Origin of the sequence: Streptomyces sp. SM11, assembly GCF_002910905.1 — a bacterium.
GTDB lineage: Bacteria > Actinomycetota > Actinomycetes > Streptomycetales > Streptomycetaceae > Streptomyces.
Genome location: NZ_NEUE01000246.1, coordinates 1 through 13,181, shown reverse-complemented (window position 1 = coordinate 13,181; position 13,181 = coordinate 1). Strand labels below are relative to the sequence as shown.

Annotated in this window: 8 protein-coding genes and 1 pseudogene; 2 read left to right on the top strand and 7 right to left on the bottom strand. The window is 70.3% G+C overall.

What is annotated here, in order from left to right; translation table 11 throughout:
• Positions 1-7 precede the first annotated feature (7 nt).
• From panD to B9S58_RS26120, 7 genes are all read right to left on the bottom strand, one after another.
• On the bottom strand, positions 8-424 hold the full coding sequence (gene panD / locus B9S58_RS26150; RefSeq protein WP_103534509.1) for an aspartate 1-decarboxylase: 417 nt from the start codon (positions 422-424) through the stop codon (positions 8-10).
• Positions 425-438: 14 nt separating this feature from the next.
• Positions 439-1,644 carry a cytochrome P450 gene (locus tag B9S58_RS26145; RefSeq protein WP_103534491.1) on the bottom strand — a complete coding sequence of 402 codons (1,206 nt, stop codon included), beginning with the start codon at positions 1,642-1,644 and terminating at the stop codon, positions 439-441.
• Positions 1,641-2,903, bottom strand: a complete 1,263-nt coding sequence (locus B9S58_RS26140; protein WP_103534490.1) for a cytochrome P450 — start codon at positions 2,901-2,903, stop codon at positions 1,641-1,643. Before B9S58_RS26140 ends, B9S58_RS26145 begins: the two co-directional genes overlap by 4 nt.
• Before the next feature lie 108 nt (positions 2,904-3,011).
• Positions 3,012-6,314, bottom strand: a complete 3,303-nt coding sequence (gene fabD, locus B9S58_RS26135; RefSeq protein ID WP_103534489.1) for an ACP S-malonyltransferase — start codon at positions 6,312-6,314, stop codon at positions 3,012-3,014.
• Positions 6,314-7,315: a methyltransferase gene (locus B9S58_RS26130; protein ID WP_103534488.1), complete on the bottom strand. Its 1,002-nt coding sequence runs from the start codon at positions 7,313-7,315 to the stop codon at positions 6,314-6,316. Before B9S58_RS26130 ends, fabD begins: the two co-directional genes overlap by 1 nt.
• Before the next feature lie 20 nt (positions 7,316-7,335).
• A complete protein-coding gene (locus B9S58_RS26125; RefSeq protein ID WP_103534487.1) occupies positions 7,336-10,455 on the bottom strand; it encodes an amino acid adenylation domain-containing protein in 3,120 nt (1,039 codons plus the stop codon).
• Positions 10,452-11,234 carry a hypothetical protein gene (locus tag B9S58_RS26120; protein WP_146063566.1) on the bottom strand — a complete coding sequence of 261 codons (783 nt, stop codon included), beginning with the start codon at positions 11,232-11,234 and terminating at the stop codon, positions 10,452-10,454. Before B9S58_RS26120 ends, B9S58_RS26125 begins: the two co-directional genes overlap by 4 nt.
• 262 nt (positions 11,235-11,496) lie before the next feature.
• On the opposite strand from B9S58_RS26120, the pseudogene B9S58_RS40310 reads away from it, so the two are divergent.
• Positions 11,497-12,185: pseudogene (locus B9S58_RS40310) on the top strand (IS5 family transposase); the annotation flags it as partial.
• A 324-nt stretch (positions 12,186-12,509) separates the two neighbouring features.
• A partial coding sequence (locus B9S58_RS26105) for a transposase (RefSeq protein ID WP_146063528.1) occupies positions 12,510-13,181 on the top strand: 672 nt, incomplete at its 3' end.

Sequence of the window (13,181 nt, the reverse complement as noted above, 5' to 3'; positions counted from 1 at the left end):
ACCTCAGTCAGGCGGTGATGGTGTCGCCGCGCACCAGATCACATCCTTCGGGTACGTCGGCGGGGTCGGTGCCGGTCGTGACGAGACGGTTGTCCACGTCGACGAACACCACGGAGGGTTCGTAGGTGCGGGCGTACTCCTCGCTCATGGACGCGTAGGAGATGATGATGACGAGGTCGCCGGGGTTGATGAGGTGGGCCGCGGCGCCGTTGATGCCGATGACCCCGCTGTCCGCCTCGCCCTCGATGACGTAGGTGCTGAGCCTGGCCCCGTTGTCAATGTCGACGATGTCGACCTTCTCCCCCGGCCACAGGTTCGCGGCGGCCATCAGGGTGGAGTCGATGGTGACGGAGCCCACGTAGTGCAGGTCCGCCTGGGTCACCGTGGCGCGGTGGATCTTGGACTTGAACATCTCTCGGTACAGCACGTGCTCTCCGTTCACCAGGTCACAGGCAACTCGTGGACGCCGTAAATGATCATGTCTGCGCGGGTACGGACCTCTGCGGCGGGGACGGCGAGACGCAGTCCCGGGAAGCGGCCGAGCAGCGCCGAGAGGGAGACCCGCAGTTCCAGCCTGGCGAGTTGCTGACCCACGCACTGGTGGATGCCGTGCCCGAAGGCGAGGTGCGGTACGGGCTCACGGGTCACGTCGAGCTCGTCAGGCAGGGCACAGAGCGCGGGATCACGGTTGGCGGCGGCGAAGGAGAGCGAGACCGCGTCTCCGGCCGCCATCCGGTGTCCCTGGAACTCCAGGTCTTCGCCCACCACCCGGATGCCGCCCGCGTGGACGACCGTGAGGTAGCGCAGCAGTTCCTCAACCGCCCTGTCCGCCAGGGAGGGGTCGGCGGCCAGCGCGGCCAGTTGCCCAGGATGTTCCAGCAGGGCGAAGGTGCCGAGGGCGATCATGTTCGTGCTGGTGTCGTACCCGGCGGTCAGCAGGACGCTGCCGACAGTGGCGAGTTCCTCGTCAGTGAGTTTGCCCTCGGTGACGAGGGCGCCGAGCAGGTCGTCCGCCGGCCGGGTGCGCTTCGACTCGACCAGCCCGCGTAGCAGCGCGCCGATGGCCTGCCAGCCGGCGATGGCCTCCTCGGCACTGGAGTGCACGGCGAAGAGGGAGTTGACGGCCTGGCCGAAGGCCAGGCGTTCCGCCGGGGGCACGCCCAGCAGTTCGCAGATGACCGAGGCGGCCATGGGCGCCGCGTACTCCGCCACCAGGTCGGCTGGCCCCTCGCCCTTGCCGTCGGCCATGGTGTCCAGATGGTGCGCGGCGAGCTCCGTCAGCCGAGGTTCGAGGGCGAGGGTGCGGCGCGCCGAGAACCAGCCGGCCACCGCCCGCCGGTAGCGGGTGTGTTCCGGCGGGTCCATCGCCGTGAACATGCCGGCGGGCACCTTGATGCGGTCGGTTGCCATCGGCAGTGCGAGGGGCGCGCGCAGTGCCTCTCCCCTCGAGCTCATCCGGGGATCGGCGAGCAGTTCGCGGACCTGGGGGTATCCGGTGACGAGCCAGCCCACGTGGCCGTCCGGGAATTTCATTCGGGCGACGGGGCGGTCGGCACTGAGCGCGCCCAGCTCGGGTGCGGGATCGAACGGGCAGCCGCCCCGGGCCATCGGCAGGCGCGGAACCGTGGGGAGGTCGTCGGTCATCGCATCTCGCTCTCCGGAAACAGGCGGACGGGAAGGCATTGCATCGGGAGCAGGAAGCGCGGCTCGATCTCCTGCGGGTCCACGGCCAGCGCCAGGTCGGGGAACCGGTGGAACAGCGCGGTCAGGGCGACTTCCCCCTCGATCAGGGCGAGGCTCGCGCCCAGGCAGTAGTGCGCGCCCCGGCCGAAGCCCAGGTGTGCGTTCTGCTCACGGGTGATGTCGAGGCGTTCCGGCTCCTCGAAGACCTCGGGATCGCGGTTCGCGGCGGCCAGCACCACCTGGATCGCCTCTCCGGGCTGCACCTGCACACCGCCGATCTCGAGGGGTTCGGTGACGAAGCGGCGGAAGGTGTGCTTCACCGGCGCCGTGCGGCGTACGAGTTCGGCGGCGGCGCGACTGCCGAGGGAGGAGTCTTTCCTCAGCAGCTCCAGCTGGTCGGGATGTTGGAGCAGGGTGAAGGCGCCGAGCGCGACGAGGTTGCGGACCGTTTCGTGGCCGGCCTGTACGAGCACCATCGCCAGGGCCGTCAGCTCGTCGTCGGTCAGCCGGTCGCTGTCCTCCTCGTGGATCTGCACGAGCTCGGAGATCAGGTCGTCCCGCGGCTCGGCCCGGCGGGCGGCGATCAGTTGCCTCGTCACGCGGGCCATGCCCCGTACGGCAGGGGCGAACTGCTCGGGATTCGGGCGCAGCGCCTGGGCGAGGGTCTCGCTCCACTCACGCCACTGCTCGCGGTACTCCTCGTCGACGCCGAGGAGTTCGCAGATGACGATGATGGCGAGCGGGTGCGCGTAATCCGCGATCAGGTCGGGCTCGGCCCTGTCGGCGAGGCCGTCGAGCAGATGTGCCGCGACACGTTCGACGGCCGGTGTCAGTGCGAGCATCCGACGGGCGGACAGAGCCCGGGTGACGAGTCGGCGGACCCGCATGTGATCCTCGCCGTCCATGGTCAGCAGGGTGGCGTCGAACATGTCGACGATGTCCTCGGGGATGCCCCGGGAGAGCATGCTCTCCCGGTGGGAGTCGCCCGGCGGGCTGCTGCGCAGGGTCGGCTCTCCGAGCACCGTCTTGACGTCGTGGTACCCGGTCACCACCCAGATGTCGCTGCCGTCCGCGAACTTCCCACGGCAGACGGGTTGGGGGCCGCCGAGCCAGCGCTCCCCCGCCTTCGGGTCGGTGATGAACTTCGGGTCGGACAGATCGAACTCACTGGCGAGGTCGTCCTGTTCGGTGGTGAGTTCCGTGGGGGGAACCGCGGTCATTTGGCGTGCCTCGTTTCCTGTTGAGAGCTTGCTGAGATTGCTGACGTCGCACGGGGATCGTGCTGACGTCGCACGGGGACTCGGCCGTGCCGAGGCCGGGACGTGCGGTCAGGAGCTGCGGCGCTGGAGGCCACCGTTCACGACCTCGGCGGCCTCGGTCATCAGGCGTTCAGCCAGTTCGTCGGCGTGCCGGTCCGCCCAGGCGTGCAGCGGGGTGCCGGCCAGCCACCGGTTGCAGGCGCCGAGGGCAGGGCCGCAAGGGATCTGGTAGTTGGCGACGCGGCCCGGCGTGCCTTCGATCGCCCAGATCGCGGCCTGCGCGCAGTACCAGCGGAAGACGAGCGCCATCCGCCGCTTGGGGTCCAGAGCCTGCCCGCGAGAGCCGACGGAGGAGTTGCCGGAGCGGGCGAGGATCTCCTCGAAGGAGGCCCCCAGATAGTCCCGCTCCACCTTCGCGCGCGCCGCGGCAGGGACCGCCTCCCAGGAGTCGTGGTTGCGCCACAGGTCGTGGAGCTTTCCCGCGCGGGCGTGGAAGAGCACTCCCTTGCGCAACACCCTTGTCCTTCCGCCCAGTTCGAAGAGGTTGCCGTAGGGTGCGAAGGCGGTGTCGTGGACGTCCGCAGCCTGGAGCAGGTCCTTGGCCGCGACGCTGGTCCCGCTCTCGGCGGTGCACGCGTTGATGGAGCCGGTGAGGACGAAGTCGGCGCCCAGTACGAAGGAGGCCGCTGCCGACTCGGGGGCGCCGATTCCGCCGCCGGCCCCGATGCGGACCGCCCCGGCGACGCCGCCGAGCTCCGCACGCAGTCCGCGCAGCGCGGGCAGCAGCGCCCACAGGGCCGCCATGTCGGAGTGGTCCCCCGCGTCGCCCACTGCGCAGACGTCGTCGGCCAGCGCGACGCGGCTGCCGGCTGCCGCCTCCTCGGTGCTGAGCAGCCCCTGCTCCACCAGCCGGCTCACCAGCGCGGCGGGCGGCGGCTCCAGGAAGAGACGCCCGGAGTCCGGCCGGGTCACCTTCGCCAGTATCTTCCGGGGCACGTGCACGGTGCCGTCCGGCAGCACCCGGGCGCCGGTCAGCCGGTGGCGTACCAGGGCGGGTGTCACCTCGACGTGCGTGGAGGCCTCGACGAACCGCACGTCCTCCCGGATCAGTACGTCGACCAGGTCGGACTCGGCACGCGGGTCGAAGGGGTCGTGCGTGACGTTGACCCCGAAGGGCGCACCCGCCGGGACACGTGCGCGGACCGCGGCGACCGCCAGAACCACGTCCCTGGCCGCGAGTCCCGAGGCCCCGAAGTAGGAGAGCAGTCCGGCACTGGCCATCCTGGCGACCAGCTCTACGGAGCCCACGCCTTGCCGCATCCCGCCAGCGACGTAGGCGAGACGAACGCCGTAGTCCTGACGAAAGGCCTCCGACCCTAGCGACCCGGCGGGGGTTTTCGCGGAGCGTGCGGACACGGCAGGCACAGCCTCATGACGTACAGGCTCGGGCCGCCGGACGGCGGTCTGCTCCGCCGGGCCGGGCAGTGTCAGGGGCATCGCCTCGTTGCGGATCCGGTCAACCATCTTGGTCAGCACCTGCCCCGGGCCGAGCTCGCGCACCCGGAGGTCGCCGTAGCCCATCAGCAGCCGGATGCTGTCGGTCCAGCGCACCGGCGAGGCGATCTGCCGGCGCAGGGTGGCGGCCACCTCGCCCGCCGCGTAGGGCCGCGCGTCCACGTTGGCGATCACCGGGATCTTCGGCGCGGCGAAGGGGGTGGCGTCCAGTAGCCTGCCGAACTCCTCGGCCGCCGCGGCCATGTACCGGCTGTGGAAGGGGGCGCTGACATTGAGCGGCGCACACCGGGCGCCAGCCTCCTTCAGCGCGGGCAGTGCCCGGTCGACCGATTCCACGGGGCCGGCGATCACGGTCTGGTTCGGCGTGTTGTAGTTGGCGATGTCAAGGTCATTGAGGTCGTTTTCCCGCAGCACCCGCTCCACGAGCGCGGCGTCGACGGACGAGACGGCGGCCATCGTGCCGCCGGTGACTTGCCCCATGAGCCGGCCTCGTTCGACGACCAGGCGCAGTCCTGTCTCGAAGTCGTAGACTCCGGCGGCGAACAGGGCGGAGAACTCACCGAGGCTGTGCCCCAGTACGTAGTCCGGCAGCCGTCCGCCCTCGCCCACGGCTGCCAGCCAGCTGAGGGAGTTGACCACGTACAGAGCGGGCTGGGTGTAGCGGGTGTCCCGCAGGTTGCGGCCCGGGTCCTCCAGGCACAGTTCGCGGATCGAGTAGCCGAGGAGGGCATCGGCACGGGCGACGAGGTCGGGGAAGCGGTCGAACACCTCCCGGCCCATGCCCTTGGCCTGCGCACCCTGCCCGGGAAAGACGTGGACATCGAGCGTCGACGCGGCGGTGGACGGACGGGCCGGTGTCTGTGCGGAAGCACTCATGGGGTTCACCTCGATTCTTGTGGTGGCGGCGAGGCTGGGGCTCGCGTCGAGGACGGCCCGGTACAACACCTCGTCGCGGGCGTACGGGGACAGCAGGGGCAGCACGCGGTCACGGCTGCCCTCCGGCAGTGAGGCCCGTACCAGGTTGGCCATGGCCCCGGAGGGGCTAAGGTCGAGAAAGAGCAGGTCGTCCCGGTCCAGCAGCGGCCCCAGCGCCCGGGACAGGTCGAAGGGGTCCCGGAGCACCCGCCACAGGTGCGCCGGGTCCGGCAGCCGTACGGCGGTGCCGGTGGTGCCGGAGATCAGCGGGATCGTGGCCGGCCTCATGGTCAGCTCGCCGATCAGCTCCTTGAACACGCCCTCGACCGGGTCGATCAGCGGCGAGTGGAAGGGGAACAATACGGGCAGCCGCTGGCAGAGCGTTCCGGTGGCGTGCAGGTGGCTCTCGATCCGGTCCAGGGCCTCGGCGGTGCCTGCCAGGACGAAGTTCTCCGGCGAGTTCACTGCGGCGACGTACGCCTCGGCGAGGACGGGGTCTCGGTGGGCGAGGCCTGGGTCGGCCAGCACCGCGAGCATCCCCCCGCGGGGGCACTCGGCCTCGAACACGTCGACCTGGCGCAGCAGGGAGCGCAGGCACTCGTCCGGGTCGACGGCCCCCGCAACGGACGCTGCCACGATCTCGCCCAGGCTGGCGCCGAGCACCGCGCCGGGTTCGAACCCGTGGGCCCGCAGCATCCGCGCCAGCGCGTACTCGACCATGAAGATGGCCGGCTGGGTCAGGGAGAACCGCGACATCGGGTGCTGGGGGCCCAGGCCGGGGCCATGAATCGCCTCGATCACCGAATCGCCGCGCACCTCCCTGACGGTCGCGTCCAGGGAGTCCAGGGCGTCACGGAAGGCGAGGTCGGCCCCGTAGAGCCATCTGCCCATGCCGTGGTACTGCGATCCCTGCCCCGCGAACAGGAAGACGGGCGTGAGCATCAGGAGGCACGCAGGGAGGTGACGAACACCTTGTGCTGCGTGGGCAGTTGACCCACGGACTTTACCGTGAAGCCCGCCTCCTCCAGCGCCTGCCGCATGGCAGACTCGTCCAGCCCCGTGGTGCCCTCGTCGCAGGCGACGGCCTGGAACATGGCCCGCCAGCCGTCGATGTCGCTCTCGACCAGCGGCTCCACGACGAGCAGCCTGGCGTCCGGTGAGCTGTCGGCCATGGCGGTGGCGACGGTGCGCAGGATCCGTACGCAGTTCTCGTACGTCCAGTCGTGCAACACGTTCTTCAGCAGGTAGCGGTCAGCACCGGCCGGGACCTCGACGAAGAAGTCACTGGGGACGAAGCCGATGCGGTCGCGCACGTCCTGCTGCACGACCCGCTCCAGGGCGGTGCGGCCCCTGGCGCAGACGCTGGCCCGGTCGGCGACGGTGCCGTGCAGGTCTGGGTGGGCGGCCAGGAGGACGGGGAGCAGCCCGCCGCTGCCGCCGCCAACGTCGACGACGCTCTTCGCCGTGCTGAAGTCGTGCAGGCCGAGCAGGCACTGGGCCACCGGCGTCGCGAGGTCGACCATGCCCTTGTCGAACAGGTCCGCCGTCTCGGGGTGGGTCTCCAGGTACTCGTAGAGGGACTCCCCGAAGACCTCCTGGAAGCCGGACTTGCCGGTCTTCACGGTGTGCAGCAGACCGGCGAAGGCGTCGTCGTATAGCTCGGCGGCGAGGATGGCGAAGTGGCGCTGGGTGGTGGGGTGGTCCGCGCGCAGCGGCGCGTACGCCGCGGTCAGCCGGAACTTCTCCCCGTCCCTCTCCAGTACGGCCGGCACGGTGAGCATCTGGAGGAGGCGCTGGAGGACGTCGGGGTCGGACCCGGTACGCTCGGCAAGCTCGGCCGAGGTCATCGATCCGCCGTCGAGGATGTCGGCTATCTCCAGGCGGGCGGCGACCGCGAGGGCCCGCGCGAACCAGCCGCTGACTGCGAGCTTGAGGATTTCCATGAGAGGTCTCTTTCGGTCCGTCAGACGAGCCGGCGCAGCCGGTCGGCGAGGGCGGCAGGGGTGGCGGTCTCGAATACGTCGGTCAGCGCGAGCCTTATACCGGTGATGTCCTTGATCCGCTGGGCGAGGGAGACGGCCAGCAGCGAGTGCCCGCCGTTGGCGAAGAAGTGCGCACCGGCGTCGAGGTCGGAGCGGTCCAGCAGTTCGGCGAACAGGCTCAGGACGGTGGCCGTCAGGTCGTCGGCCGGCGCCGCACCCTCGGGCCGGCCGCCGACTGCCGGGCCGTGGTGCCGGGCGGCCTGCTCGGCGAGCGCCAGGTGGTCTACCTTGTCGCTGCCGGTACGGGGAAAGGCGTCCACGGCGATGAACCGGTGCGGGACGACCGAGCGCGGGAGCTGCCCGTGGGCGTGGTCCCACAGTTCGTCCACGGCCTCGGGTCGGCTGGGGATCCGGACGAAGGCGGCCAGGTAGCCGTCCGCCCCGGGATCGCCAACGACCACGACGGCCGCCGCCTCGACGTCGGGGTGGCTGAGCAGGACCGCTTCGATCTCGGCCGGCTCGATCCGGTTGCCGCGCAGTTTGACCTGCCGGTCCATCCGGCCGAACAGGTCGATCCTGCCGTCCGGCCGCCAGCGGGCCACGTCTCCGGAGCGGTGGAAACGTCCGTACTCGTCGTTCTGCCCGAAGCGCTCCGCGGTCAGTCCGGGCCGTTCGTGGTAGCCGGAGGCGACTCCGACGCCCGCGACGCACAGCTCTCCGCGGAGGCCGACCGGCAGCGGCCTGCCGTGTGGATCGGCGATGAAGATCTGGGTGTTGGTCACGGGCACACCGATGTCCACCCGGCCGCCGTGACCGGAAGGTATGGCTCCGGCGGTCGCCCAGATGGTGCTCTCGGTGGGGCCGTAGACGTTCCACAGTTCGGCGCCCGCGTCGAGCAGCCGGGTGGCGAGTTCGGCGGACAGGGGTTCACCGCCGGTGAGGATGACGCGTCCGGCGGTGGCGTCGGCCGCCTCGTGGGCGACCAGCCGCCAGGTGGTCGGGGTCGCCTGGAGCAGGCCTATGTCGTGTGCACGGACGGCGTCCGCCAGCAGGGCGCCGTCCGTGCGCGCCTCGTCCGGGAGCACGACGGTGTGACCGCCGTGCAGCAGTGGCATCATCAATTCGAGCGAGGAGGTGTCGAAACTGTAGGTGCTGAGCCAGCCCGTGGGGCGGGTGGAGCCCGCAACGCCGAACCGTTCGGCGTAGTCGACGATGTGGTTGATGAGGCTGCCGTGCCGGATCGGGATCCCCTTGGGCCTGCCGGTGGAGCCGGAGGTGTGGATCACGTATGCGAGGGCGTCCGGGTCGACCTTCACCGCCGACTCGTCCACCGGCACCTGCGGCACGGCGTCGCAGTCGGTGGCGGGCACCGTGACCTGGCCGTCCGGGGCGGTGATCCCCGCACCGACGATGACGACGCGGGCCCGGGTGTCGTCGAGCTGGTAGGTCAGCCGCTCCACCGGGTGGTTGGGGTCGAGCGGCAGGTAGGCCGCACCCGCGAGCCAGGTGCCGAACACCGAGGCGGCCAGTGCGGCGCCACGCGGTAGGAGGAGCGCGACGATGTCTCCGGGACGTACGCCGGCGTCGGCCAGCCGAGCGGCCGTGTTGACGGCGGCGGACCACAGTCCGCCGTATGTGGCCGTGCGGTCGCCTTCCCGTACTGCCACCGCCGACGGGTCGGCGGCGGCCCTAAGGACGAATCCGGTGAGTACCGAAGGCAGGTCGATCGTACGGGCGGTGGCGTTGGCCGCGTCGATGATCCCGTGGTCCCGGTCCGACCAGGACGGCAGGGCGGCGATCTGGGTGTCGACGCCGGTGCCCAGGGCCACTAGGAGGGCGTCGTAGCGCAGGACCATCAGCTCGACGTCCGAGCGGTCCAGCACTCCCGTGTAGAACGCGGCACGGACAGTGGCCGTCTCCCGGTTGGCCGAGACGAAGAACTCGAGGTCGAACTGGCTGAAGCCGTTCTCGACGACGAGGAGTTCGGCCTCGGTGCCGGCCAGCGCGAAGGTGCGCTGGTCCTCGGCGAAGGGAACGTAGTTGAACACGTGCTTGAAGAGCGCGTTGCGCCAGCCGGAACCACCCCGTTCAACCATGTCGAGGACGTCGTCGGTCGGTACGTCCTTGTGCGCCATCGCCTCCATGAACGTCCGCCGGGTCAGCGACACGAGGTCTCTGAAGGTCGCGTCACGGTCGAGGAGCAGGCGCAGGACGACCAGGTTGCTGTGGTAACCGACCGCGTCCACCGCGTCGCGGGGGCGGGTGTTGACTGGCGAACCGATGGCGAGATCGGGTCCGGCCCCGTGGGCGGCGAGGAGGACCGCGTACGCGGTGAGCAGCACGACGGACTCCGGCGCCCGCAGTTCGCGCTGGAGGCGGCGGACCACGGTGTGGGCCTCGGGTGACAGGACGTGGGTGACCTCGTCACCCCGCAGGGTGGGGACGGGCTGGTCGCGCTGTTCGCAGCGGAGTTCCAGGCCCGAGGACCGGAAGCCGGCCATCTGCTCCTGCCAGTAGCCGCGGCTCTCGGCGGACGGTGCGGACTCGCGCAGGGCGGGCACCTCGGTGGGGGTGCGGTGCCCGCCCTGGAGCACCTCCTCGTAGAGCGAGACGAACTCGGCGCGCAGGATCTCCGTCGACTGCACGTCCGACACGGCGTGGTGGAGGGCCAGGCACAGGACGTCGGTGTCCTGGCCGTGCAGGAGCAGGGCACGTAGGAGGGGGCTGCCGTCCGGGGCGAACGGCCTGGCGGCGAAGGCCGTCAGCAGGGCCGGTTCGTCCTGCTCGCTGCCGTGGTGCTCCGCCTCTTCCAGGTCGACGGCCACGGACGGCGCGATGGCTTTGGTCAGCTCGGCGTCCTCACGGTGGTAAACCGTGCGCAGCACCTCGAAGCGTTCCGTCAGGAGGCGTACCGCGTGCGCGGTGGCGGCGGCGTCGAGGCGACCCCGTACCCGCAAGGCCAGCGACAGGTTGTTGGCACCGCTGCCAGGGACGAGTTCGTCGAGGAGCCACAGGGTGGTCTCCTTGCGGCTCGGCCGTATGTGCCCGGCCGGCAGCCCCCGCCCGTCCTGGGCGGCGGTGACCGGGAGTTCGCCGCTCACGCGCTCTCCCCGGTCCCGGCGGCCAGGAAGCCAGCCACCGTCTCGGCGATGGCGGGCGTGCGCAGCAGGTCACGGTGTTCGACCTCGAAGCGCCGCTCGTCGGCGACCTCGATGGGTGCGACACCGGGCGTGGCGCGCATCCGATTCAGCCCGCTGCTCTCGCTGGCGGAGGTGACGACGGTGGCGCCCTGCCAGCCTGGACGCGGGTCGAGACCGGCAGCGGTGGCCAGGTAGGACATGAACGAGCCGACCAACTGCACCAGTTCGCCTGCGTAGCCCTCGTCAAGCCCGGCCCGCTGCAGGGCCGAGGTGCCGATCGGGCGGAAGGCCGCGTAGAGCCCGGCGGCGAAGACGCCGGGAGCGACACCACTCTGCGCGGCGAGCTTCTCCGCGGCGCCGGACAGCTCGACTATCTCCCCGGTCGTCAGAACGGTGGTCATGTTACCGATCACCCGGCCGAACTGAAGGTGCACGGTGGGTACGTCGACCAGTTCGGGGTCGAACAGCACCACCCGGGGCACGGTCACCTGCCGTGCGCCGATCTTCTCGGCGAGCACGCCGGCGAAGACGGAGCCCGCGCAGTAGCCGAGCACGGCGCGGACCGAGCGGCCTGAGGCGGCCACCTCGGAGAGCCAGGGCTCCAGATAGGTGTCGTCCAGAGCATCCGTCTGCGGGTCACGGACCGGGGCGACGGTCTGCCACAGGGCGCAGTCCAACTTCAGGCCCGGAGCCAGATCGGCGAATCCGCCCTCGTTCCTCCCCGTGACCGGGAAATCCACGGCGAGCACGATGTCGGCGTCGGCGTGCGACCCCGTACCCGGCCCTGCATCCGAAACGACATTCCACACGGTGGGACTGGGCATAAGGAATCCCCTGAAAGTCAAAGTTTAATCGATCTACCTTCGCGATCATCTCCGGCCAAATCCTAGGTTCATCCTATCGGCATTGTCTACAAAGAATTGATCACTAATCGTCCCTGCCCAGCATCCTCTTAGAGGATGTCTCATGTGGTGACTCGTTGATGCGGCATGATGCTGTTTCGTGAGGGATGATCTGTCGCGTCGGCTGGTTCCCGACGAACTGTGGGAGCTGGTCGCTCCGTTGCTGCCGAAGTTCACGTCGCGCCCGCAGGGCGGGGGTACTGCTCCGGTGGATGAGCGGTCGGTGTTCGTGGCCGTGGTGTACGTGCTGACGAGCGGGTGCGCCTGGCGGTATCTGCCGGAATCGTTCGGTGTCTCGCCGGCCACCGCGCACCGCCGGTTCAGTGTGTGGACCGAGGCCGGACTGTGGCGCAGGCTGCACCGCGCGGTCCTGGACGAACTCGGCGCCAGAGGTGAACTGGACTGGACTTCCGCGATCGTTGACGCTGCGTCGGTGCGGGCAAAAAGGGGGGCTCGCTGACCGGGCCGAATCCGGTCGACCGGGGCAAGAAGGGCAGCAAACTGCACGTGCTGTCCGAGACACGGGGAATCCCGCTGGCCGTCGCGGTGTCCGTGGCGAACGCACACGACAGCCAGGCGTTCAAGCCGCTCATCCTGGGCATACCCGCCGTCCGTGCCCGGCGCGGACTCTGCCGGTGGAGGCCGGGGAGGATCCGTGCGGAGAAGGCGTACTACTCCGCCGAGCGCTGGCTGCGCAGCCGGAACCTCATCCCGCACATCGCCCGTCCCGGCATCGAGTCCGGCGAACGCCTCGGCCGCCACCGCTGGAAGATCGAGCGCTCGATCTTCTGACTCTTCGACTACCGCCGCCTCACCGTCCGATACGAGCGACAAGGCAGCCATTCCCCCCGTTATGTTTTTCTGCGGTCCTGCAAGAGGGCCGCTGGCCTCCGGGCTCGGCATGACTGTGTCCCCCTGTCGAAGGAATGACCTGGGGGGGGTGGTGTCACCGGGCCCGAGGGGTGTTCGTCGGAGACGCTGATCAGAGGTCCGGCCACCGTCCGGTCCGGCGCAACGCCGGACAGCTCGCGGGCGGCAGGTCTGCATAACATGGATGCGCGAGCACGACACCCGAGCCGAGGCCGGCACCGTCAACACCCCTGGAAGGAAACGATGTTCCAGATCGAAGACGTGGGCGTGTTCCACGGCCTGGACGTCGGCAAGTCCGCGCACCACGGCCACGGACTCACCCCGGCCGGGAAGAAGTTCTTCGACAAGCCGCCGCCCAACAGCGAGCCGAAGCTGCGGGCCGTGTTCGACAAGCTGACCGCGAAGTTCGGCACCGTCCTGGTCATCGTGGACCAGCCCGCCTCCATCGGCGCCCTGCCGCTGACCGTCGCCCGCGACGCCGGCTGCCGCGTCGCCTACCTGCCCGGCCTGGCCATGCGCCGGATCGCCGACCTCTACCCCGGCGAGGCCAGAACCGACGCCAAGGACGCGGCCGCCATCGCCGATGCCGCGCGGACGATGCCGCACACCCTGCGCTCCCTGGAACTGACCGACGAGATCACCGCTGAGCTGACCGTGCTGACCGGCTTCGACCAGGACCTCGCCGCCGAGGCCACCCGCACCAGCAACCGGATACGCGGCCTGCTCACCCAGTTCCACCCCTCCCAGGAACGCGTCCTGGGACCGCGTCTGGACCACCACGCCGTCACCTGGCTCCTGGAGCGCCACGGCTCCCCGGCCGCCCTGCGCAAGGCCGGCCGCCGCAGACTCGTGGAGCTGATCCGCCCGAAGGCCCCGCGCATGGCCCAGCGGCTGATCGACGAGGTCTTCGACGCG

Coding starts and splice junctions, on each gene's coding strand:
- B9S58_RS26130 (WP_103534488.1), bottom strand. CDS start 7,315: ATGGAAATCCTCAAGCTCGCAGTCAGCGGCTGGTTCGCGCGGGCCCTC.
- fabD (WP_103534489.1), bottom strand. CDS start 6,314: ATGCTCACGCCCGTCTTCCTGTTCGCGGGGCAGGGATCGCAGTACCAC.
- B9S58_RS26140 (WP_103534490.1), bottom strand. CDS start 2,903: ATGACCGCGGTTCCCCCCACGGAACTCACCACCGAACAGGACGACCTC.
- B9S58_RS26145 (WP_103534491.1), bottom strand. CDS start 1,644: ATGACCGACGACCTCCCCACGGTTCCGCGCCTGCCGATGGCCCGGGGC.